This window comes from Salinivibrio sp. MA351 (genome assembly GCF_001996065.1).
Taxonomy (GTDB): Bacteria; Pseudomonadota; Gammaproteobacteria; order Enterobacterales; family Vibrionaceae; genus Salinivibrio; species Salinivibrio costicola.
In genome coordinates this window covers 250,238-272,305 of sequence record NZ_MUFG01000001.1, presented here as the reverse complement: position 1 = coordinate 272,305, position 22,068 = coordinate 250,238, and the positions used below count along the sequence as shown (strand labels likewise).

Annotated in this window: 20 protein-coding genes; 15 read left to right on the top strand and 5 right to left on the bottom strand. The window is 51.7% G+C overall.

Annotated features, from left to right (window positions below; all coding sequences use genetic code 11):
• The first annotated feature begins 35 nt into the window (after positions 1-35).
• The 10 genes from csrD (at position 36) to tldD (ending at position 13,471) form a co-directional block, all read left to right on the top strand.
• On the top strand, positions 36-2,015 hold the full coding sequence (gene csrD / locus BZG78_RS01280) for an RNase E specificity factor CsrD (protein ID WP_077660154.1): 1,980 nt from the start codon (positions 36-38) through the stop codon (positions 2,013-2,015).
• Complete coding sequence (locus tag BZG78_RS01275) at positions 2,012-2,521, top strand: hypothetical protein (protein WP_077660153.1); 510 nt, start codon at positions 2,012-2,014, stop codon at positions 2,519-2,521. The genes csrD and BZG78_RS01275 overlap by 4 nt, the downstream gene beginning before the upstream one ends.
• 158 nt (positions 2,522-2,679) lie before the next feature.
• Positions 2,680-3,723, top strand: coding sequence for a rod shape-determining protein (locus BZG78_RS01270; RefSeq protein WP_077660152.1), 1,044 nt, complete (start codon positions 2,680-2,682; stop codon positions 3,721-3,723).
• Positions 3,724-3,756: 33 nt separating this feature from the next.
• Positions 3,757-4,689, top strand: coding sequence for a rod shape-determining protein MreC (gene mreC / locus BZG78_RS01265; RefSeq protein WP_077576252.1), 933 nt, complete (start codon positions 3,757-3,759; stop codon positions 4,687-4,689).
• Positions 4,689-5,177 (top strand): rod shape-determining protein MreD, encoded by a 489-nt coding sequence (gene mreD / locus BZG78_RS01260; protein WP_021022698.1) that lies wholly within the window; start codon positions 4,689-4,691, stop codon positions 5,175-5,177. Before mreC ends, mreD begins: the two co-directional genes overlap by 1 nt.
• A gap of 9 nt (positions 5,178-5,186) precedes the next feature.
• Positions 5,187-5,753 (top strand): Maf family protein, encoded by a 567-nt coding sequence (locus BZG78_RS01255; protein WP_021022697.1) that lies wholly within the window; start codon positions 5,187-5,189, stop codon positions 5,751-5,753.
• A 50-nt stretch (positions 5,754-5,803) separates the two neighbouring features.
• On the top strand, positions 5,804-7,273 hold the full coding sequence (gene rng, locus BZG78_RS01250; protein WP_021022696.1) for a ribonuclease G: 1,470 nt from the start codon (positions 5,804-5,806) through the stop codon (positions 7,271-7,273).
• Between the two features lie 3 nt (positions 7,274-7,276).
• Positions 7,277-11,134, top strand: a complete 3,858-nt coding sequence (locus tag BZG78_RS01245) for a YhdP family protein (RefSeq protein WP_077660151.1) — start codon at positions 7,277-7,279, stop codon at positions 11,132-11,134.
• Positions 11,135-11,136: 2 nt separating this feature from the next.
• Complete coding sequence (locus BZG78_RS01240) at positions 11,137-11,955, top strand: carbon-nitrogen hydrolase family protein (protein ID WP_077576249.1); 819 nt, start codon at positions 11,137-11,139, stop codon at positions 11,953-11,955.
• A gap of 67 nt (positions 11,956-12,022) precedes the next feature.
• Positions 12,023-13,471: a metalloprotease TldD gene (tldD, locus tag BZG78_RS01235; RefSeq protein WP_077660150.1), complete on the top strand. Its 1,449-nt coding sequence runs from the start codon at positions 12,023-12,025 to the stop codon at positions 13,469-13,471.
• A gap of 36 nt (positions 13,472-13,507) precedes the next feature.
• Here the strand turns inward: tldD and yjgA are convergent, their stop codons facing one another.
• The gene (gene yjgA, locus BZG78_RS01230; RefSeq protein WP_021022692.1) at positions 13,508-14,035 is read right to left on the bottom strand and encodes a ribosome biogenesis factor YjgA; all 528 of its coding nucleotides are present in this window, start codon (positions 14,033-14,035) and stop codon (positions 13,508-13,510) included.
• Positions 14,036-14,163: 128 nt separating this feature from the next.
• Here yjgA and pmbA point away from each other — a divergent pair, with 128 nt between their 5' ends.
• The gene (gene pmbA, locus BZG78_RS01225; RefSeq protein WP_077660149.1) at positions 14,164-15,504 is read left to right on the top strand and encodes a metalloprotease PmbA; all 1,341 of its coding nucleotides are present in this window, start codon (positions 14,164-14,166) and stop codon (positions 15,502-15,504) included.
• A gap of 163 nt (positions 15,505-15,667) precedes the next feature.
• Here pmbA and BZG78_RS01220 read toward each other — a convergent pair whose 3' ends face one another.
• From BZG78_RS01220 to folB, 3 genes are read right to left on the bottom strand one after another with little or no spacing between them, the layout of a single operon-like run.
• Complete coding sequence (locus BZG78_RS01220; RefSeq protein ID WP_021022690.1) at positions 15,668-16,465, bottom strand: undecaprenyl-diphosphate phosphatase; 798 nt, start codon at positions 16,463-16,465, stop codon at positions 15,668-15,670.
• Positions 16,462-16,968 carry a 2-amino-4-hydroxy-6-hydroxymethyldihydropteridine diphosphokinase gene (folK, locus tag BZG78_RS01215; protein WP_077660148.1) on the bottom strand — a complete coding sequence of 169 codons (507 nt, stop codon included), beginning with the start codon at positions 16,966-16,968 and terminating at the stop codon, positions 16,462-16,464. The genes BZG78_RS01220 and folK overlap by 4 nt, the downstream gene beginning before the upstream one ends.
• On the bottom strand, positions 16,965-17,318 hold the full coding sequence (gene folB, locus BZG78_RS01210; protein ID WP_021022688.1) for a dihydroneopterin aldolase: 354 nt from the start codon (positions 17,316-17,318) through the stop codon (positions 16,965-16,967). Before folB ends, folK begins: the two co-directional genes overlap by 4 nt.
• Before the next feature lie 170 nt (positions 17,319-17,488).
• Here folB and plsY point away from each other — a divergent pair, with 170 nt between their 5' ends.
• Entirely contained in the window at positions 17,489-18,094 is a 606-nt protein-coding gene (gene plsY / locus BZG78_RS01205) for a glycerol-3-phosphate 1-O-acyltransferase PlsY (RefSeq protein ID WP_021022687.1), read from the top strand.
• Positions 18,095-18,240: 146 nt separating this feature from the next.
• Here the strand turns inward: plsY and tsaD are convergent, their stop codons facing one another.
• The gene (gene tsaD / locus BZG78_RS01200; protein ID WP_021022686.1) at positions 18,241-19,275 is read right to left on the bottom strand and encodes a tRNA (adenosine(37)-N6)-threonylcarbamoyltransferase complex transferase subunit TsaD; all 1,035 of its coding nucleotides are present in this window, start codon (positions 19,273-19,275) and stop codon (positions 18,241-18,243) included.
• 253 nt (positions 19,276-19,528) lie between these two features.
• Between tsaD and rpsU the strand changes: the two genes are divergently transcribed.
• From rpsU to dnaG, 3 genes are all read left to right on the top strand, one after another.
• Positions 19,529-19,744 carry a 30S ribosomal protein S21 gene (rpsU, locus tag BZG78_RS01195; protein ID WP_021022685.1) on the top strand — a complete coding sequence of 72 codons (216 nt, stop codon included), beginning with the start codon at positions 19,529-19,531 and terminating at the stop codon, positions 19,742-19,744.
• Between the two features lie 24 nt (positions 19,745-19,768).
• Positions 19,769-20,212: a GatB/YqeY domain-containing protein gene (locus BZG78_RS01190; protein WP_021022684.1), complete on the top strand. Its 444-nt coding sequence runs from the start codon at positions 19,769-19,771 to the stop codon at positions 20,210-20,212.
• Between the two features lie 82 nt (positions 20,213-20,294).
• Entirely contained in the window at positions 20,295-22,046 is a 1,752-nt protein-coding gene (gene dnaG / locus BZG78_RS01185; protein WP_021022683.1) for a DNA primase, read from the top strand.
• Positions 22,047-22,068 lie beyond the last annotated feature (22 nt).

Below are 22,068 nucleotides of genomic sequence, written 5' to 3'. Positions count from 1 at the left end.
GAGCCCCAAAAGGCGACCTCAGTCAGCAGAGAATCATGGATAGAACAGCTAATGCGATTAAAGTCAGCGGAATGAAGCTGACCAACCGACTCGTTGCATTTGTCACCTTAATCGTGGTGTGCGCCATTTTCGTTTTATTTATTGGTGGCGCTATCAGTTTTCGCCAGCTGGGGATCGACTTTATCTCGCATTACGTCGATGGCATGGTCGAGGTGATTGATCAAGAGATGGCGAGCGAGCAACGAGACAATCAGTATTTTTCACGCTGGTTGCCCAAAATGCTCAAAGCCAGTGACGTGACCTCTTTGACCATCTATTCAGAAACCGGGATCTTGTATCAATACGAACAAATCCAATATCAAACGATCGCCACACAACAAGTTATCACGCGAGATATTCCGCTCGACAGTCATCCTGGTTATGCCGTGAAACTCACATTTGTCCCGCCTTATGCCGAGTTTGCGTATTCGATTGGCCCCCTCTTTTCGTTGTCGGCGGCGATTTTGGTGATTGTCCTTGGTTTAGCGTGGGGGATCGGATGGTTACGGCGGCAACTGTATGGCAGTGAAGTCTTGGAGCAGCGTGGCCGATTAGTTTTGGCGGGCCGCCTGGATGAGGCACAGCAAGGCGACCCTCGAGAATGGCCTATTCCCGCGAGTGCTGCGTTGAGTCAGCTCATTGAGGAGCTTAAAGAGGCTCGGCAGGAGCGGAGTCGTTTTGACACCTTTATCCGCACAAATACCTTTCTCGATCAGCTAACGGGAGCCGCGAACCGCGTGATGTTTGATAACCGGCTGCATACACTGGCGACCGATGATGCGAGTCAAGGCAGTGTTATTTTAGTCCGTGTCGCCGACTGGGATGAGTTGGTCGCGCAACATGGTCAAGAGGCCGCGGATCACTTGATTCAAGCTATCGGTAACGTGCTCTCTAATGCGACTCAGCGTTTTCCCGATGCCGTGCTTGCGCGTTACTTTGCGTCTGATTTTGCCATCCTATTGGTCAACCAGGCAGGGGATGAAGTGCACCCTTTCTTGGCGCAAATCACCAACGCTTTAGATAAACTGACGCCGTCAGAGGCGTTGGAGAAAGATAACTGGTTTCATTTGGGCATGACTTCTTTTGGCGCGGGGGAGCGGCGTGGCCGATTAATGGATGAAGCTGAGCGAGCGCTAAAAGCGGCGGAGCTAACAGGACAAAATGGCTGGTCACAGTTTGATAAACAACTCAGCCGTTTGGATAAACGCGGCAGTGTACGTTGGCGAACCTTACTCGAGTCGGTAATGGCGGGTGAAGGCCCCATGCTCTACCGCCAACCCGTGTTTGCACGAGATGGCAAAACCCGTCTCCATTATGAACTTTTGGGTCGAATTAAAGACGAAAAAGGTAAAGTGTTAAAAGCATCGCGCTTTTGGCCCGGGGTCGAGTGGGTCGGCATGGATGTTACTTTCGACAAGGCTACCGTGGGACGTGCGTTATGGTGGCTAAAAACGCGTGATCATATTGATAACTATGCGGTGAATGTTAGTGCATACTCACTATGTCAGCGCGAATTTGTGATTTGGCTGCGTGATGCCTTGCTACAAACTCCACGCAGTACATTAAATCGACTGCTGGTGGAAGTCTCGGAGGGCGCTTTAGTCTCGCACTTTGATGCCGCGCGACCTTGCTTACGAATGATTGCCGCGTTAGGGTGCCGACTTGTCGTTGACCAAGCAGGCAGAACGATAGTGAGCACTCACTACGTAAAAGATATTCAACCGGCTTATATCAAGCTGCATCGTAGCCTGGTCCGCAATATTCACCAACGCCCTGAAAACCAGCTGTATTTGCGCAGTGTGTTGGGCGCTTGTGAAGCAACCAGCACGGAGGTGCTTGCCGTCGGTGTGGAAACGAATGAGGAGTGGTCCGTGGTGAAAGATCTTGGTGTGGCAGGTGGGCAAGGGCGTTTGCTGGGTGCCGAAATGTCACCGCATCCTGCCCAGAAAAAGCGACGCCGCTGGGGAAAACGATGACGCTTAGGGAAAAAAAAGTATTTCAACAGGGACGTGGATGGTTAGAAGCCGTATTATTAGTCAGTATTTTGTCAGTTCTTGTCGTCATTGCGGTACCTAAGTTCTATGATTATGAAGCCGATGCGAATGTGTCAGCGTTGAAAGGGTTAAAAAGTGGTATTGATAGTGCCTCGACACGGACGTTTGCCTTGGCGAAAGCCGAGAAAATCACCGATCAGCCTGCTCAATCACTGACCGTCGACGGTATCGAAATAGGCGTAACATATGGCTATCCCCAAATCAGTGCGCTGCCTAAGTTAGTGAGCGCGCTGCAGGACACCACACGTTGGCAGATACGACGATACCCTGAACAAAACCGCGTTGACTTTATTTGGTTGTTCCATGAGCAGCCAGCGCCCGCGTGTTATTTGATGTATCAGGAGGCAACGGCTTCACAACAAGCGTCCACGACGTTGGTGATCGGTGAATCATGCCAGTCACCCGCGGCAGAAAAACAAAGGGAATGATGCGTTTTTGATGGAAAAATCATCAAAATGACAGCGCATTGAAAAAAAACACAGATCTCATTCAGGTTTAAAGCACCGTATCTTGCTGCTTACCGTGCGCGTTGATACATTTAGCTCAATTTGTCTGATTTCACAGCTTGCAGGATTAACTGACCATCATGTTTAAGAAACTTCGCGGGATGTTTTCCAACGATCTATCGATTGATTTGGGAACCGCCAATACACTGATTTATGTAAAAGAACAGGGCATTGTTCTGGATGAGCCGTCTGTTGTCGCTATTCGTCAAGACCGCGCGGGTTCTGCTAAGAGTGTGGCTGCTGTGGGTCATGATGCGAAGCAAATGCTGGGTAGAACGCCAGGTAATATTGCCGCGATCCGCCCGATGAAAGACGGCGTCATTGCTGACTTTTATGTCACCGAAAAAATGTTACAGCACTTTATTAAGTCTGTGCATGATCATAGCTACATGCGTCCGAGCCCACGAGTGCTAGYGGCGGTGCCTTGTGGTTCTACCCAAGTTGAACGCCGTGCCATTCGCGAATCAGCCGTGGGCGCGGGTGCGCGTGAAGTTTATCTGATTGACGAACCGATGGCCGCGGCGATTGGCGCTGGCCTGCCGGTTTCCGAGGCGACCGGTTCGATGGTGATTGATATCGGTGGTGGTACCACCGAAGTGGCGGTCATCTCGCTTAACGGTGTGGTTTATTCCTCATCAGTGCGTATTGGTGGTGACCGTTTTGACGAGTCCATTATCAATTATGTTCGCCGTAACTATGGCAGCTTGATTGGTGAAGCGACGGCAGAGCGCATTAAGCACGAGATTGGTTCAGCCTATCCGGGCGATGAAGTGCGCGAAATTGAAGTTCGCGGTCGTAACCTTGCTGAAGGTGTGCCACGTAGCTTTACGCTAAACTCCAACGAAATCTTGGAAGCGCTACAAGAGCCGCTGAGCGGTATCGTTTCGGCAGTGATGGTGGCGTTAGAGCAGTGCCCACCAGAGCTTGCGTCCGATATCTCCGAGCGCGGCATGGTGATTACCGGCGGCGGCGCTCTTCTGCGCGATCTCGATCGTTTACTGACCGAAGAAACGGGGATTCCGGTGGTTGTGGCGGAAGATCCACTGACCTGTGTTGCACGGGGTGGGGGTAAAGCGCTTGAGATGATCGATATGCATGGCGGCGATCTTTTTAGCGAAGATTAACGTGACTGTGCCAACAAACAGGTTGTTTTCATTATGAAACCTATGTTTGGCAGAGGACCGTCTCTGCAATTACGCCTGTTTTTCGCGCTTCTACTATCAGTCAGCCTTATGCTGGCTGATAGTCGTCTTGATGCTTTTGCCGGGGTCCGCTATTTCCTCAACACCTTGGTTGCACCGCTTCAGTATGCATCGAATGTGCCTCGTGACACCCTTGATGAATTAGTGATGCAGTTTCGCGCTCATCAACGTGTAGTGGCTGAAAATCGCGCCTTACGCAAACAAGTGTTGCAGCTCGAAAGTGATCAGCTTCTATTGGCACAGACAGAGCGCGAAAATCAACGCTTACGTGAGCTACTCGGATCGTCGTTTATTCGTGATGAACGAAAAATGGTCGCCGAAGTGATGGCGGTCGATTCTGATCCCTATAAACACCAAGTGATGCTCGATAAAGGACGCACCAATGGTGTGTATGAAGGGCAGCCAGTGATCAATGAACACGGGGTCGTCGGACAGGTTGCTTATGTCGGTGCGCATAATAGCCGTGTCTTGTTACTCACTGATCCTACTCATGCGGTGCCAGTTCAAGTGATGCGCAATGATATTCGCGTGATAGCGTCTGGCCGTGGGACCACCGCCTATATCGGTTTGGATAATATTCCGAGTAGCACGGATATTAAAGTGGGCGATAAATTAGTGACATCCGGGCTTGGCGGCGTCTTTCCTGAAGGCTATCCAGTGGGCACGGTGACAGAATTCTCGTTTGATAATAAACGTCCCTTTGCGCAAGTCACCGCGACAACCGCAGTAAAATTCGATCGGTTACGTTATCTTCTTTTAGTCTGGCCAACCCCAGAAAAAGCCGATAATGCGCCCTCCGATCGGCCTATGAGTCAATCGTCATCTGAGCAAGAAAACCCGTCATCTGACTCTGCGCCGTCGTCAGGTAGCGAGGGAGAATCACCATAATGGCAAATGTGACATTTCGTGGCCAATTGGTTATTTGGCTCTCCTTCATGGTTGCGTTGATTTTGCAGGCCGCTCCGTGGCCCGGTGAACTGGCGCCTTTTCGTCCTTCTTGGGTCTTGCTCGTCGCATTTTACTGGGTTCTGGCGTTGCCACATCGAGTGAATGTGGGGACAGCGTTAGTGGTCGGGTTGTTATGGGATCTGATGTTGGGCTCCACCTTGGGCGTTCGAGGGATGACCATGGCCATTTTGATATATATTGTCGCGCTTAATTTTCAATTACTGCGCAATATGTCCTATTGGCACCAAGCGCTTTTACTGTCTTTACTGACCTTGGCTGGAAAATTGATCGAGTTCTGGGCGGAGTATTTAGTCTCTAACGTACAGTTTAATCCTGAACAGCTTTGGGCGGGTGTGCTTAACTTCATACTGTGGCCCTGGGTGTTCTTACTATTGCGCCGGTTACGCCGTCGGTTTGCCATTCGTTAGCGAGGGACTATGCATTGTGATTTATACCTGGCCTCGGGATCGCCTCGACGCCATGAACTGCTCACCGAAATGGGCGTCAACTTTTCTCGTGTCGTCATCGATGTAGAGGAAAAACAAAACGCGAGCGAATCGCCCTATGCCTATGTCTCACGCTTGTCGCAAGATAAAGCGCGAGCCGGCGTGATACAAACGGGTGGGCACATCCCGGTACTTGGCGCGGATACCATTGTGGTTGATGGTGACCAAGTACTGGAAAAGCCGATAGATCAAGCCGATGCAACCCGGATGCTTAAACAGCTGTCTGGGCGAGAGCATCAAGTGATGACGGCCGTGACAGTGGCAAATGCCATCAAGCAAGTCACCACCGTTGTCACCACCAAAGTCTGGTTTTGTTCACTGACGGATAAGATGATTGATGCTTATTGGCAGTCGGGGGAGCCCGCGGATAAAGCCGGTGCATATGCGATTCAAGGATTGGGCGGTAAGTTTGTGACCCGTATCGATGGAAGCTATCACGCCGTCGTTGGTTTGCCACTGTATGAAACCGAGCAACTGCTCAAACAATTTTCGGTCTGAGCGCACCAACGAGTGGCGCTAGGCCCCACTTTTGAGACATCGGGGAAACCATGAGTGCGGAACTGTTAATAAACGTCACACCCAGTGAAACGAGGGTGGCGATGGTAGAGGGGGGCAACCTCCAAGAAATTCACATAGAACGTGAAGCGAAACGCGGAATTGTAGGCAATATCTACAAAGGTAAGGTCAGTCGTGTTTTGCCTGGGATGCAGGCAGCCTTTGTCGATATTGGCTTAGAGAAGGCCGCGTTTTTACACGCCTCTGATATTGTTCCTCATACCGAATGCGTATCAGAAAACGAGAAACAGCAATTTCAAGTTCGCGATATCTCCGAACTTGTCCGTCAAGGGCAAGATATTGTGGTGCAGGTGGTGAAAGATCCGCTAGGCACAAAAGGCGCGCGTTTAACCACTGACATTACCTTGCCCTCGCGCTATCTGGTTTTCATGCCTGGCGCTGCCCATGTGGGCGTATCGCAACGGATCGAGAGCGAATATGAGCGCAAACGCCTAAAAAGCATCGTCAGTGAGTATTGTGACGAGCTGGGTGGCTTTATTATTCGCACGGCCGCTGAGGGCGCAACAGATAATGAAATGGCGCAAGATGCCGCCTTTTTAAAGCGATTATGGAACAAGGTATTAGAGCGACGCGCCCGATATAAAACCAAGTCCATGCTGTATGGCGAGCTTGCGTTGGCGCAGCGCATTGTCCGTGACTTTGTCGGCACTGAGTTAGACTTGATTCGGGTCGATTCCAAACAGGCCTATGAAAAGCTACAAGAGTTTACCTCCGAATTTGTGCCTGAATTAGCCGATAAGTTGGCGTATTACGACGGACAAGCGCCCATCTTTGATATGTATGACACGGAAAACGAAATTCAACGATCGTTAGAGCGTAAAGTACAGCTAAAATCGGGCGGCTACCTGATCATCGACCAGACGGAAGCGATGACCACCATCGACATTAATACCGGCGCCTTTGTTGGACGCCGCAACCTCGATGAAACCATTTTTAATACCAACATTGAAGCCACTCGCGCTATTGCACGCCAGCTTCGGATGAGAAATCTGGGCGGGATCATCATTATCGACTTTATCGATATGAGCACGGATGAGCATCGCCGTCGCGTGCTGCACTCGCTTGAGCAGGCATTGAGCCAAGACAGAGTAAAAACCAACATTAATGGCTTTACCCAGTTAGGCTTGGTCGAAATGACCCGTAAGCGGACACGAGAAAGCATCGAACACGTGCTGTGTGGCGGGTGTCCGACGTGTGACGGGCGTGGCTCGGTCAAAACCGTGGAAACCGTCTGTTATGAGGTGCTGCGAGAAATCACTCGGGTCAATCGTACCTATGATGCGGATAAGTTTGTTGTCTATGCCGCGCCGGCAGTCATTGAAGCCCTTGCCGGTGAAGACTCTCACCTTGTGGCTGAATTGGAAATATTTATTAGTAAGCAAGTCAAAGTGAAGTCAGAGCCTTTGTATACACAAGAACAGTTTGACGTAGTAATGATGTAAGCCATGGCTTGGGTGAGAAAAAGTGTCAGCTGGTTAATGACCAGCGTGATCAGCATGATAGTCATCACCGCCTTATTGATAGGCGGTTTGCGCTTTCTATTGCCTAATGTTGAGCTTTTGCAAGCGCCGTTACGGCAATGGGTGTCTGAGCAGACGGGGTTCAGTGCGCAACTTGAGGGCATTGCCGGGCAGTGGCGTAATTTGACCCCTTCACTGACATTAAAAAATGTCTCTCTAGCGACGAGCGATAATGGATCGGCGCTTTTGACGGCTCAGCATATTGATTTACAGCTTGATGTCTCCGCAACACTGATGCGTTGGCAACCGGTTTTTTCTCATGTAACACTCGATGGCCTGGTGCTGGATACCGGTCAGTTGCCAGAAAAAGACACGGGTACCAATGTGCGTGCCCGGCTTGAAGATCTCTTCCTTGCCCGTTTGGGCCAATTCTCGATACCGAACGCCAAAGTCATCCTGGTGACCCCATCGCTTGAAACAGAAGTATTAACTATCAAGGATCTCTTTTGGCGTAATCAAGCAGGACAACATCAGGTACAAGCGCGAATTGGGGTAAAAGGCACCCAGTTAGAAGCCGTGCGTGTTAAAGCCGCTTTCACTGAAACCCAAGGCGTCGACACCCTGACTGGCGATTTTTATCTTGCCAGTGAAGCGATGGATCTCGCGCCGTGGCTCACGCAAACATTGACGCCCTCAGTGACCATTGATGCGGCGCGTTTAGATGCCCAAGCCTGGGTGCGCGTGGAACGCGGCCAACCCCGTGATGCGTTGTTATCGATTGATGATCTCGCGCTCAAATGGCATGACAGCGCGGAAGAGGCAAAAACCTGGGCGGTGAAAGATAGCCAAGTCCAACTGACCGCAGAAGGCAAACGTGCGTGGCGCGTGGATACGGACGGAATATGGGTGAAGCAAAATGCCACCACAGCCCCTGCGATTTCTCGGCTGTCATGGCAAGGAACGAACGAGCGTTGGCGTCTCAATGCGGCCGACCTGGATATTGCCTTATTACAGCCTTTACTCGGCTTGGTCAGTCAGTCGGAACAACAGCACCGTATAGCGGCCGCGCTGGCACCGGCGGGCCAGGTTGAATCCCTCGCATTAAGCAAACAACCGACAACGCCGCTACGCTATCAAGCGACACTGACCGAGGTGTCGGCCGAACGCTGGGGGTATTTTCCGGCGTTTCATGGCTTAAATGCTACCCTATCTGGCGAGGGAGGACGTGGTCAGGCACAGCTTGAACTTGGCGCGCAGTCGCTGCCATATGGCGACTTTTTTCAAGCGCCTTTGCCACTTGAACAAGGTCAGCTCACCCTCAATTGGCAACCGACGAGCCAAGGCGTCTCGATTTGGAGCGAAAAGGCAGCGGTCACCGGTGCAGATGTTCACGGAACCGGCGCCTTTCGTCTTGATATTCCCAAGCAGGGGGCGCCATTTCTTGCGCTTTACGCCCATGCCGATGTGACCGATGCCGGACAAACGTGGCGTTATTTGCCAACGCGCGCCCTGCCTGAATCATTGACCGGATATTTATCACGTGCCATTCAAGGAGGCCAAGCCGAGGGCAGTGAAATCCTTTGGTTTGGTGCCCTAGATAGTTTTCCATACCGTGAGCATGATGGCATTTTTCAAGCCAAAGTGCCGCTGCGCAATGGGGCATTTAGCTTTGATACCGCCTGGCCGACGCTGACAGAGCTTGATGCGACACTCTTGTTCGACAACGCAGGCCTGACGATTGAGGGTGATCATGTTCGCTTAAACGATGCCGTCAGTCGTCAGGTTCAGGCAAACATTGTCGACATGACCGAGGCAGACAGTCGCCTTGAACTCAAGGCCTCGCTCTCGGCGACAGGAGACGCGGTGCACCGCTATATGCTGGCCACCCCATTAGTGGATACGGTCGGTGCCGCCTTAACTCATATCAACGTCGACGGATTAGTCAATGCGCAGTTAGGTTTATCGATCCCGCTTGATGGTGAGCAACCTCATGCAACCGGCAAGGTGGACTTTGCGGGCAACCAAGTCAGGATTCAAACGCCTGCTATGGCCTTGGACAATGTCTCGGGGGCACTGTCGTTTGACGACGATGGCATCACGGCCCAATCGATGAGTGCTCAGTGGCTGGGGCAAGCTATCAACCTAGATCTTGCGGGCGAAGCTGCCTCTGCCGGCTATCAGTTGGATGTAGGTATCGAGGCGGATTGGGACATAGTGCCATTGCTGAACCAGTTATCGCTGCCGCTCAAGCCTTACCTTTCTGGTGGCGCACGTTGGCAGGCTGGGCTCGATCTTACCCTTCATGATACGGGGTTTGACTACCAGCTCGGCATTGATGTCGATACGACACCACTGCAATCAACGCTGCCTGCGCCGCTTCACAAACCGCGCTGGCAAAAAGGGCAGGCGCATATAGAAGCAAGCGGTAACCGTGAAGGGTTAACGGGGCGCGTACAGTTGCCAAATGTGAATTATCAAGCACGAATTAATACCCAAGGTGCGACCCCAGAATTTGTGTCCAGTCAGTGGCAAGTTGGCGATAAACAACCCACACTCCTCGCCACTCGCGGTCATCGCTTTGATCTGGCACTTGCACGCTTGGATGTAGACGCGTGGCACGCAGTGTGGAAACACGTGCGGCAAGCATGGCCGGATCGGCAACATCAATACCCTGGCTTACCGATACCGCAACGTGTGAATGTCAAAGTCGATCAACTCTCGGCCGGGAAGCTCGCTTTTCATGACTTATCAGTGGCCGCGCGTCAAAAAGCGAAGGGATGGCATGTGCTGGTCGGCAGTCAAGAGCTCAGCGGACAAGCAAACTGGCCAATAGAAGGTCGTTTAGCTGTCGATATTGATCACTGGCATATCAATCGACAGCCGTCCGACCAGACCCAACCTACCGACGCACCACTCTTTCAGCCTGTGGATCCCCAAGCCACGGCTGCAGACAAAGCCTTACTGGCCGCCATTCCACCATCACGCCTTACGATTGATGATCTTTGGTTAGAAGGGTATCGACTGGGACGTGTCGAGGCCGTTGTCAATAAACACGATCAGCAGCTAACACTGTCGTCACTGACGGTAAAAAGCGGCAATAACCATGCAGCGGTCAATGGGCATTGGCGGATAGATAAACAAGGGCGCCATCAAACCGCATTGACGTTAGCACTGGGTGGCGAAAGTACCTCGGATCTCATGGGACGATTTGGCGTCAGTGGTGGGATCCAAGATGCAAGCTTTACCACCCAAGCCGCACTGAATTATGCCGGCTTACCTTGGCAAGCTGATATATCCAGCCTCAATGGCGAGGTAAGTGCGGATATCCAAGACGGTTATATCAGTGGTGTTGGTGGCGCGGGCAAACTGTTAGGGTTATTTAGCTTAGATTCTATTTTGCGTAAAATTCAGCTCGATTTCTCGGGCGTGTTTGACGATGGGCTGGCGTTTGATGACATCACGGGGCGGGCCGTGATCACAAATGGCGTCTTGGTCACCGATAATATCCGCATGGATGGCATTGCCGGTGATATGGTTATCAAAGGTATTGCCAATTTAGTGGAAAACCAAGTCAATGCGGATGTGCGTTTTACGCCGGATATTACCTCAGGGATCCCGGTATTAAGTGCCTTTGCGGTTACGCCGCAAACCGCGCTGTATGTACTCGCGGTGACGACAGCAATTTCTCCGGTGATGGATGTGTTTACCCAAGTACGCTACCAGGTGATAGGTTCGATTGGCACACCAGATATTCGGGAAGTGTCGCGTAACCAAGAAGCGTTAGCCCTTCCCCCCGAAGCGACTGAACGATTGCGCGAGCAGGCAGAAAAAGCCAAGGAGTGAGCATGATGAAAGCCGGTGTTATCCAAATGACATCCAGTGCCGATCCCGCCCATAACATGAAGACACTGCAAGCCAGTTTGCACCGACTCAGTGATCAAGGCGTGAAACTGGTGCTGACCCCAGAAAATGCGTTAGTGTTTGGCGGGAAACATGATTATCAACGTCATGCTGAACGATTGGGCCATGGCCCGTTACAGCAACAGCTTGCCAAGTTGGCGCACCAGTACGACCTTTGGTTAGTGGTGGGCGCTTTTCCCATCCAAAATGACAACGGGCTGCTGAGCAGTACCAGTTTAGTGTTCGATAATGCCGGGCATCTTCGGGGCAGCTACGATAAATTACATTTGTTTGATGTCGAGGTGGCTGATGCGCATGGCCGGTATCGAGAGTCAGATTACTTTGCTGCGGGCGACCAACTGTCGACGGTGAATACGCCCTTCGGTTGCCTAGGGTTGAGCATTTGTTACGATCTACGGTTCGCGCCTTTGTACCAAGCGCTACGCGCGCAAGGGGCCGACGTCATCACCGTGCCGGCAGCTTTTACCCGCGTGACCGGTCAAGCGCATTGGGAGCCCCTGCTACGCGCTCGGGCAATTGAAACCCAGTGTTGGATTATTGCCGCAGGCCAGTGTGGCGAGCACAGTAAAGGGCGGCAAACCTGGGGGCACTCGATGATTATTGATCCCTGGGGGCAAGTGGTCACATCCCTGGGGCGTGAACCCGGGGTGACGTGGGCAGAGCTTGATTTTAGTGTCAGTGAATCCATTCGGGGCAAGATGCCCGTACTGTCTCATACCCGGTTGCAAAGCCAACTGAAATAGCGCACCCTCGGCGCGTTATCTTTTTCTTTCGGCTGCCAGCTCGGCGGCCACAACCAAGAGTAAGCGAATGAGTCTGGAACAGGTCGAAGAAACCTTACTGCGCCCGGCGGGCGTGAGTGAGTCGCAGCTTCATGCGACGCTGGCGCACTTAAGCGGTCGCCAGATTGACTATGGCGATATTTTCTTCCAATCCACTTGGCATGAATCGTTAGCGCTGGAAGACAGCATTATTAAAGACGGCTCCTTTAACATCGACCGTGGCGTTGGTGTCAGAGCGATCAGCGGTGAAAAAACCGGATTTGCCTATTCGGATCAGCTCACCCCCGATGCCTTAATGCAAAGTGCGACTGCGGCGCGGGGCATTGCACCTGTGGGTGGACACGGTAAGGTCAGCGCCTTTCGTGCCGTCCAAGCGACCCCTTACTATGGGCCCATCGATCCGTTGGGAAGCCTGACGCGTGAGCAGAAAATTGATTTATTAAAAGAAATCGATAGCTATATTCGTGCTAAAGAGCCACGCGTCAAAGAAGTGAATGCCAGTTTAAACGGCTTGTATGAGCAAGTGCTGATTGCGGCGACGGACGGTACCTATGGCGCCGACATTCGTCCTTTGGTGCGCTTATCGGTCTCAGTGTTAGTTGAGCAAGATGGTCGTCGTGAGCGCGGCAGTGCTGGTGGCGGTGGCCGCTATGGTTACGAGGTCTTTTTGCACGAGCAGGCGGGTAAGTCGCGCGCGTTGCAATTTGCTGATGAAGCTATCCGTCTCGCGCTGGTCAACCTTCGTGCAGACGCGGCACCAGCAGGGACGATGCCCGTGGTGTTGGGTGCAGGTTGGCCGGGCGTGTTGCTGCATGAAGCGGTCGGTCACGGGTTAGAAGGGGACTTTAACCGCAAAGAGTCATCGGTATTTACCGGTAGCCTTGGTGAGCAAGTGACCTCTCCTCTGTGTACCATCGTTGATGACGGCACCATGAATGATCGTCGCGGCTCGTTGAGCATCGATGATGAAGGGGTGCCAGGCCAGTACAATGTATTGGTCGAAAATGGCGTACTCAAAGGCTATATGCAAGATAAGCATAATGCCAAACTCATGGGTGTGGCTCCCACCGGGAATGGTCGTCGCGAGTCTTATGCACACTTGCCGATGCCACGCATGACCAATACCTATATGTTAGGTGGAGACAGTACCCCTGAATCGATCATTGCCAGTGTTGAGCGAGGCTTATATGCGCCGAACTTTGGCGGCGGGCAGGTCGATATCACCTCGGGGAAATTTGTATTCTCCACGTCAGAAGCTTATCTGATTGAAAAGGGTGAAATCACTACTCCGGTGAAAGGCGCGACCTTAATTGGCAGTGGTGTTGAAGCCATGCAGCAGGTATCGATGGTGGGCAATGATCTGGCGATTGATCCTGGCGTTGGGGTTTGCGGGAAAGCCGGGCAAAGCGTGCCTGTTGGTGTTGGGCAACCGACATTGAAATTAGATGCGATGACCGTCGGTGGCACCGAATCTTAACCAATCTACGCCAGTGCGAGGCACTGGCGTATTGTTTTATAGGCTTTGGTCGTAAAAGCCTTTGAGATATTGGAAGATCTCGCGATAGGCCTTGGGCGGCTTATTTTGCTGTTGCTCTTTTTGAGCCTGACGTGCCAACTGGCGTAAACGCTGACGGTCAGCATCAGGATACTGTAAGAGCGCATCACTAATCGCACTATCGCCCTGATCGATAATACGATCGCGTAGCTGCTCAATTTTTTGTAGCGCCATGCTATGTTGAGCATGTTTGTTCTGCAACTTATCGAGCGCCGCTTGTATCGGTTCAGGATCGCGCGATCGCATCAATTTGCCCACGTACTGGAGCTGGCGTCGACGGGCTTCGTTTTTTAAACGTTGTGCGTCGAGAATCGCAGAGAGCAAGTTGTCATCAAGCGGGAATTTTTCTAATACCGCGGGTTTGAGTTTAACCAGCGCTTCGCCGAGCGATTGTAAAGCAAGCATATCGCGCTTCATCTCGGACTTGCTAACCCAGATGATTTCTTCCTCTTCCTCCCAGGGAGCGGGTTTATTTTTACGGCCCATGTTCAACCTCAGTGAGAATGTGCAATGACACGTATGTTAACAAGAAACGCGCCCAAACGCGGGCTTTTTTATCATAGCCTCGCTGAGCTCACGATGTCGAACTCGAATGCGAATCAAAAAGGTCAACTATGAGTGTGAAACAACAGGTCGCTGAACAAGAGCAGCAGCTTCGCCAAGCGGTAAGTCGTGCGCTAGATATGGCGTCGGCGCGAAGTGATCAAGCCGAAGTCGCTATCACCAAAAGTACCGGCATCAGTGTAAGCTCGCGAATGGGCGAAGTCGAAAACGTTGAATTTAATCAAGATGGTGCGCTCGGCATCACCGTGTATCGCGATCAGCGTAAAGGCAGCGCCTCCACCACCGATTTATCTGAAAAAGCGATAGCTAAAACGGTCGAAGCCGCGTTAGAAATCGCGAGCTATACCTCGCCCGATCCCTTTGGTGGTCCGGCGCCGAAAGACTTGATGGCGTTCGACTACCCGGATTTGGACTTGTTTTATCCGGATGAGCCCGAACCGGATACCGCCGCGGCATTGGCGATTGAAGCTGAGCAAGCAGCCTTGAATCATGACAGCCGGATCAAGTTCAGTGATGGTGCCAGCTATGACAGTCACTATGGGATCCGAGTATATGGCAATAGCCACGGTATGCTCGGGAGCTATCCGTCAAGTCAACAGGCGCTAAGCTGCTCGGTGATTGCGCAAAGCGAGGGCGGCATGGAGCGTGACATGAGCTACACAGTGGCGCGTGACAAAGCCGATTTATGGACCCCTGCATTTGTCGGGGTTGAAGCGGCCAAACATGCGGTTGCCCGTTTGAACCCGCGCAGTGTCTCGACATGCCAAGTGCCCGTGATGTTCGATCGTAGTGTCGCAACGGGGTTGTTTGGTCATTTGGTCATGGCGATTAGCGGATCGGCACTGTACCGCAAATCCTCGTTCTTATTAGACAAAAAGGACGAGCAGATATTTCCGCATTGGCTCACTATCAATGAATTGCCCCATGTACGTAAAGGGGCCGCCAGTGCGCCGTTTGATAGCGAAGGGGTGATCACACAAGACAGACGCATTATTGAGCAAGGGATCTTGAAAACCTACCTAGCGACCAGTTATGCCGCCCGTAAGCTAGATATGGCACCCACAGGTCATGCCGGCGGGATTCATAACTGGTACGTGAGCCACACAGGCCAAGATACGGATGCCATGCTTAAAACATTAGGAACCGGATTGCTGGTTACCGAACTGATGGGGCAAGGTGTTAACCCAGTCACCGGCGATTACTCACGCGGTGCCGCTGGTTTTTGGGTGGAAAAGGGCGAAGTACAGTACCCAGTCAGTGGGATCACCATTGCTGGTAACTTGAATGACATGTTTGCCAATATCGTCGCCATCGGCACTGACATTGAAACCCGTAGTCAGATTCAAACCGGGTCGATCATTATTGATTCAATGAAGGTGGCTGGCGAGTAAGGTGTTTTAGCCACTCGACCACGACCCTCTGCAATCAGGACGTAGCGCTGCAATTAGGACGAGGTAAAAAAGCCGAGGCAAAAAAATAAACCAAGCACGAGCGCTCTCGTGCTTGGTTTTTTTTACTCAGCAGTGCCGCCTATTTTACTCAGCGGTGCCTGTTTTATCCGGCGATAAAAGCGATTAAGACCGCGCCGAGTACCAGACGATAGATAACAAAAGGAAGCATTCCCACGCGCGTGACCAATTTCAAAAACGCGTGGATACAGGCATATGCACTGACAAACGAAACCAACACGCCCACACCGATTGGCGCTAACGCAACCGGCTCAGGACTCGTTGCCAGTTGCAAACCAAGGTAGGAACCCGCCAGAGTGATGATCGGAATCGACATCAAAAACGAGAATCGTGCTGCGGCTTCGCGTGTGTAGCCCAGCATTAAGGCGGCGGTGATGGTCGCGCCAGAGCGAGATGTCCCTGGGATTAATGCCAGCGCTTGTGCGATACCAATCAACCATGCCCGCGACTGGGTGGTTTGGTATTCGTCATTGGCAAGCCGCGCGTGACGATCGGCCCACCACAATAGGGCGCCAAATACCAAGGTAGTGGCTGCGATCACCCATACCGAGCGTAAGTACAATTCTATCAAGTCTTTTAGGAACAGCCCGGCAAGACAAGCTGGGATAGTCGCTAAGACGATCATCCAAGCTAATTGACTATCGCGGCTGTGTTTTCCTGCTAAGGATGCGAAAAACGCGCCGAGCAAATTCCGGACTTCACGGCGAAAATAGCCGATGACTGCCGCCAACGTGCCCACATGCACGGCCACATCAAACGCTAACCCTTGATCGGCCCAACCAAATAACTGGGAAGGGAGGATCAGGTGCGCGGAGCTGGAAATGGGAAGAAACTCAGTCAGTCCCTGAATCAAGGCTAAAAAGAAGGCTTCGAATAGGCTCATGATGATGATTGATCCTTCAAATAGGCCGGCGTATCAATAGGCCATAGTGGTTGGTGCTGGTCAAATGCCTGCCAAAGTTGAGCGAAGGTACGACCATCTCCCGGCACCGCTTGTGTTGGACACAGTTCGGCGAGCGGCCAAAGGGTAAAAGCAAATTTATAGATATCGTTGCGGGGTAAGGTAGGGCCACTGGGTTGACAGTGATCACCAAAGGTGAGTAAGTCGATATCCAAGGTACGATCGCGATACTTAATGTCATCACGCTGACGGCCATGCTGCCGTTCGATATCGCGGATGGCCTGCCAAAAGGTCTCTAATGGCTGGGCGGTATGAAGTTCGGCAATGAGATTATAAAAGTTAGGGCCTTCAAACCCGACCGGCTCGGCTTCAAAAATGCGAGAAAACCGACACTGTGGATCGAGTTGACGCAGAGCGTGAACGGCCGCTTCAATATGAAAATCGCGCTCAATGTTCGAGCCGATACTGACTAATGCTTGTGTCACCGTGTGCCTCGCTCTATAACAACGCCTACAGACTGTGCGGGCGCCACAGCGCCGGGTTTGGCGACGCGGATTTTCACCCAAGGCACGCCAAATTGAGATTGGATCAGGCTCGCAACCTCTTCGGCGACGCGCTCGATGAGCGCGCAGCGGCTGGCTTGAACGTGGGCAATAACGGCGTCACTGACGCTAGCATAATCAAGCGCAAGGGTGACGTCATCCTGTTGGGCCGCAGGGCGATTGTCGTGCGCCATTTCAATATCGAACACCAACTTTTGCTGGATGGTTTGTTCCCAATCGTAAACACCGATAGTGGTGTACACGTCGAGTTGTTCTATGAATACGGAATCCATGTTTTTTCACACTCCGTGACAGGTCGGATACCACTGTGGTAAGAAAGTTCGTATCATTGGATGTGTCCATTGACAGATGGATACGTGATACGTTCCGATCCATGATAGGTTTATCGATGAACGTGGGCGCACTATAGCAACGAATGCGGCACAAACTCTAGGGATTTCACATGACTGCACTGGCCATTGCCATCATCATCGCTGCCTACTTACTCGGCTCTGTTTCTAGTGCCGTTCTGGTTTGTCGTGCCTTTGGCTTACCCGATCCCAGAGATCAGGGGTCTAAAAATCCAGGCGCGACCAATGTTTATCGGCTCGGTGGACGGTTTGCGGCGGCACTGGTGCTGTTATGCGACATGCTCAAAGGCACGATCCCGGTGTGGCTTAGTTACTTAATCGGGATCAATCCTTTTTTACTGGGGCTAATCGCGATTGCTGCATGCCTTGGTCATATTTATCCGGTGTTTTTTCATTTTCGAGGCGGGAAAGGGGTTGCTACCGCGCTCGGCGCAATGGCACCGATCGGGTTAAGTCTCACTGGATTGCTGGTCGCCACCTGGGGGCTAGTCTTGGTCTTAACCGGCTATTCGTCATTAAGCGCGATCGTCACTGCGATTGTCGCCCCGCTGTTTACCTGGTGGATTAAGCCGCAATTTACCATGCCCGTAGCCATGCTTTCTTGCCTGATTTTATTTCGCCATTACGACAATATCCGACGGTTATTGGATGGAGAAGAAAAGCCTGTTTTACTTCGTTGGTGGCGGCGAGAGCGATAGAGCGCGATACACCGAGCGCGATGCCACCGTGCCTAAATCAAAAAAGACAGCCGATGGCTGCCTTTTGGGGATGATTGCACTATTTTCGCGATGGTGCGACGTATTAGGGTGCGACGTATTGATACGCCACGGGTTATCGCGTCATATCATGAGTCTGTCTGTTCACTATCAACAGCCGCGAGTGTGTCTAGTGGCCAACGAGGCTGAGCTTTAACTCCGAGTCCCATATGCTCACCGTTTTTAAGTCGCTGCATGCCCGCGTAGGCGATCATCGCGCCATTATCGGTGCAAAATTCAGGGCGAGGATAGAATACATCGCCGCCACGTTTTTTGGTCAGCACATCGAGCTTTTCACGTAGATAACGATTAGCACTGACTCCACCGGCAACCACCAAACGATTCAGGCCACATTGGTCTAAGGCGCGTTTACACTTAATCGCCAGCGTATCGACGACTGCATCTTGGAATGCATAGGCAATGTCTGCTCGTGTTTGATCATCGGTGTCGTTGGCGGCAATGGTGTTGGCCGCGAAGGTCTTGAGGCCGGAAAAGCTGAAATCTAACCCTGGGCGGTCAGTCATCGGACGCGGAAAGGTAAAGCGGCCATGGGTGCCTTTTTCGGCGAGTTTAGACAGTAATGGGCCACCCGGGTAATCGAGATTCATCAGTTTCGCGGTTTTATCAAACGCCTCACCGGCAGCATCATCAATCGATTCACCTAAAATACGGTATTGGCCAATGCCTTTCACCTCTACCAATAAGGTGTGGCCGCCTGACACCAGCAAGGCGACAAAAGGAAAAGCGGGCGGATTGTCTTCAAGCATGGGCGCGAGTAGATGACCTTCCATATGGTGGACACCCACCGCGGGCACTTGCCATGCATACGCAAGACTGCGGCCAATGGTGGATCCAACCAGTAACGCACCCACTAAACCTGGGCCGGCAGTATAGGCGATGCCATCGAGTTGATCGGGCGTAAGGTTCGCTTGCGCCATGGCCGCTTTAATTAAGGGCAAGGTCTTTTTGACATGATCGCGTGAGGCCAGCTCGGGAACAACGCCGCCATAATCGGCATGCAGTTTTACCTGACTGTAAAGTTGGTGTGACAAAAGCCCTGCCTGATCGTCGTAGATCGCAACGCCGGTTTCGTCACAAGATGTCTCTATGCCTAAAATGCGCATCATAACCTCAGGTTAACAGCCGATAGATTGTGTATTTAAGATCATTGCCCACATGATATAATGTGGTGATCGAAGCGGAGAAGAGAGGGTCAGAATAGACTGACCGTGCGCGCAATCTTACATGGCTTAGAAGTAATTCGCTAGATGCGCTTTACATTCACCCCTTCTTCGGATTAGAATTTCGCACCATTTTTAATCAAGGCTGGCCAATTGTTCGCCAGCAGTAACTGACAACCCCCGAGGTGAAAGGCACATGCCAGTAGTTAAAGTACGTGAAAACGAACCATTTGACGTAGCACTGCGTCGCTTTAAGCGCTCTTGTGAAAAAGCAGGTATTCTTTCTGAAGTTCGCCGTCGTGAGAACTATGAAAAGCCAACTACCGTTCGCAAACGCGCTAAAGCCGCTGCTCAAAAGCGTCACCTGAAAAAGTTGGCACGCGAAAACCAACGCCGCGTACGTATGTACTAATAACGATAGATTCAGGAAAATGCTATGGAATTGCTTGAACGTCTAAAAGACGCGCAAAAAACGGCGATGAAACAAAAAGACAAAGCGCGCCTCGGTACGCTTCGTCTGGTAATGGCAGCAATCAAGCAGCAAGAAGTGGATACGCGTCAGTCGCTAAGCGATGATGAAATCCTGGCTGTGTTGACCAAAAATGTAAAGCAGCGCCGTGATTCCGTAGCCCAGTACCAAGCAGCCGGTCGTGACGACCTTGCCGATGTAGAGCTTGCTGAGATCGCGGTGATAGAAGAATTTCTACCCCAGCCTCTGAGCGATGACGACGTCGACGCATTGGTGAAAGCAGCCGTTGAAACAACGGGTGCTTCGTCAATGCAAGACATGGGCAACGTCATGGGGGTATTAAAACCTCAAGTGCAAGGCCGCGCTGATATGGGGAAAGTAAGCCAGCGTGTCAAAGCGCACCTAGGCTAGATATTCCTCACTTTATAACAAGCCGTGCTTTCCATTATGGACGGCGCGGCTTGTTTGCTTCTCTCCTTATAAATTTCAGGTTATGGCAGGCAGAATCCCGCGCGCATTCATTGATGACTTGCTTTCACGTCTCGACATCGTTGAGATCATAGATGCACGGGTCAAGCTCAAGAAAAAAGGCAAAAACTATAGTGCCTGTTGCCCGTTCCATAACGAGAAAACCCCCTCATTCAGTGTGAGCCAGGATAAGCAGTTTTATCACTGCTTCGGATGTGGTGTGCACGGCAATGCGATTGACTTTATGATGGAATTCGAACGGCTCGAATTTCCGGAAGCGATCGAAGAGCTAGCCAGTGGTCTGGGTTTAGAGGTACCTCGCGAGCAGTCGTCGGGGGGTTCCGCACGGCCCAGCATGCCAAGTGATGATAAGCGCCAAATCTACGAGATGATGGAAGCCATTGCGCGTACCTACAGCGGTGAATTACGCACCGATGCTGGGCAAGTGGCCATCGATTATCTCAAACAGCGCGGATTATCCGGAGAAGTGGTAAAACAGTTTGGTGTCGGGTTCGTTCCTGACCAATGGGATACGATTAAGCGACGTTTTGGGCGCAGCCAAGCCGATCAGCAGCAACTGTTAACGGCAGGGATGCTGATTGAAAATGACAATGGCCATACTTATGACCGTTTTCGTGGCCGCATTATGTTCCCGATTCGCGATCGACGTGGTCGTGTGATTGGTTTTGGTGGCCGGGTATTGGGAGATGGCACGCCTAAATACCTTAACTCACCTGAAACCCCGATCTTTCATAAAGGTCGTGAGTTGTATGGTTTGTATGAGGTGATGCAGTCTTACCGCCACCCCGAACGTATTTTGGTGGTTGAAGGCTACATGGATGTGGTGGCGTTGGCGCAATTTGGCGTTGACTATGCGGTTGCCTCATTGGGGACCTCTACCACAGGTGAACATATTCAAACCCTGTTCCGGCAAACCAGTACTATACTGTGTTGCTACGATGGTGATCGTGCCGGTCGTGATGCGGCATGGCGTGCGATGGAGCAAGCCCTGCCTTATATTCATGATGGTCGGCAGCTGAAGTTTATGTTTTTGCCCGATGGCGATGATCCTGACTCCATGATCCGCCAAGAAGGGAAAGAAGGTTTTGAGCAGCGCTTAAGCGAGGCGCAAAGCTTATCGACCTTTATGTTTAATACCTTGCTCAAGCAGGTGGATACCAGTAGCCGAGAGGGCAAAGCCAAGCTAGCTAACTTAGCCGTGCCACTGATTGAGAAAGTGCCGGGTGATACGTTGCGTCTTTATTTACGTAATACGTTAGGGCAAAAGCTCGGTATTATGGATGATCACCAGTTGGATACGCTAATCAGCCGGCAAGGACAACCTGTTAAGGTCCATGGTCAGCCTGACATTAAGCGTACACCCATGCGTGAGGTGATTGCCTTATTGGTGCAGTACCCCATGCTTGGTCAAGAAGTGCCGCCGTTACCCTCGGCAGACACCATTGATTTACCCGGGTTAGCGTTGTTAAACCCGATCCTTGAGATCTGTCGACAGCGCCCCCATATCACTACCGGCCAGTTGTTAGAGCACTGGCGGGGAACCAAACAAGAAGCCTTGTTAGCCCGTTTGGCTGGCTGGGACCTACATGTTGACGATGAAAATGCGTCAGAACTTTTTTGCGATTCACTGGATAGAATACTCGCCCAGTGTGTCGAACAACAAATAGCCAAGTTGCAAGCGAAGTCAAATACCGTCGGCTTATCAGTCGAAGAGAAGCGGGAACTGATGCTCCTTATACAGAGCCAGTCCGTTTAGAAAGTAGCCAGCAAAGGTGACA

What these genes read in the sequence shown, in the direction of transcription:
- mreD (WP_021022698.1), top strand. Translation starts at nt 4,689, where the DNA reads ATGGCAAATGTGACATTTCGTGGCCAATTGGTTATTTGGCTCTCCTTC.
- csrD (WP_077660154.1), top strand. Translation starts at nt 36, where the DNA reads ATGGATAGAACAGCTAATGCGATTAAAGTCAGCGGAATGAAGCTGACC.
- mreC (WP_077576252.1), top strand. Translation starts at nt 3,757, where the DNA reads ATGAAACCTATGTTTGGCAGAGGACCGTCTCTGCAATTACGCCTGTTT.
- rpsU (WP_021022685.1), top strand. Translation starts at nt 19,529, where the DNA reads ATGCCAGTAGTTAAAGTACGTGAAAACGAACCATTTGACGTAGCACTG.
- dnaG (WP_021022683.1), top strand. Translation starts at nt 20,295, where the DNA reads ATGGCAGGCAGAATCCCGCGCGCATTCATTGATGACTTGCTTTCACGT.
- folB (WP_021022688.1), bottom strand. Translation starts at nt 17,318, where the DNA reads ATGGATTCCGTATTCATAGAACAACTCGACGTGTACACCACTATCGGT.
- BZG78_RS01275 (WP_077660153.1), top strand. Translation starts at nt 2,012, where the DNA reads ATGACGCTTAGGGAAAAAAAAGTATTTCAACAGGGACGTGGATGGTTA.
- BZG78_RS01220 (WP_021022690.1), bottom strand. Translation starts at nt 16,465, where the DNA reads ATGAGCCTATTCGAAGCCTTCTTTTTAGCCTTGATTCAGGGACTGACT.
- BZG78_RS01255 (WP_021022697.1), top strand. Translation starts at nt 5,187, where the DNA reads ATGCATTGTGATTTATACCTGGCCTCGGGATCGCCTCGACGCCATGAA.
- pmbA (WP_077660149.1), top strand. Translation starts at nt 14,164, where the DNA reads ATGAGTGTGAAACAACAGGTCGCTGAACAAGAGCAGCAGCTTCGCCAA.
- rng (WP_021022696.1), top strand. Translation starts at nt 5,804, where the DNA reads ATGAGTGCGGAACTGTTAATAAACGTCACACCCAGTGAAACGAGGGTG.
- BZG78_RS01240 (WP_077576249.1), top strand. Translation starts at nt 11,137, where the DNA reads ATGATGAAAGCCGGTGTTATCCAAATGACATCCAGTGCCGATCCCGCC.
- tsaD (WP_021022686.1), bottom strand. Translation starts at nt 19,275, where the DNA reads ATGCGCATTTTAGGCATAGAGACATCTTGTGACGAAACCGGCGTTGCG.
- yjgA (WP_021022692.1), bottom strand. Translation starts at nt 14,035, where the DNA reads ATGGGCCGTAAAAATAAACCCGCTCCCTGGGAGGAAGAGGAAGAAATC.
- BZG78_RS01245 (WP_077660151.1), top strand. Translation starts at nt 7,277, where the DNA reads ATGGCTTGGGTGAGAAAAAGTGTCAGCTGGTTAATGACCAGCGTGATC.
- tldD (WP_077660150.1), top strand. Translation starts at nt 12,023, where the DNA reads ATGAGTCTGGAACAGGTCGAAGAAACCTTACTGCGCCCGGCGGGCGTG.
- BZG78_RS01190 (WP_021022684.1), top strand. Translation starts at nt 19,769, where the DNA reads ATGGAATTGCTTGAACGTCTAAAAGACGCGCAAAAAACGGCGATGAAA.
- plsY (WP_021022687.1), top strand. Translation starts at nt 17,489, where the DNA reads ATGACTGCACTGGCCATTGCCATCATCATCGCTGCCTACTTACTCGGC.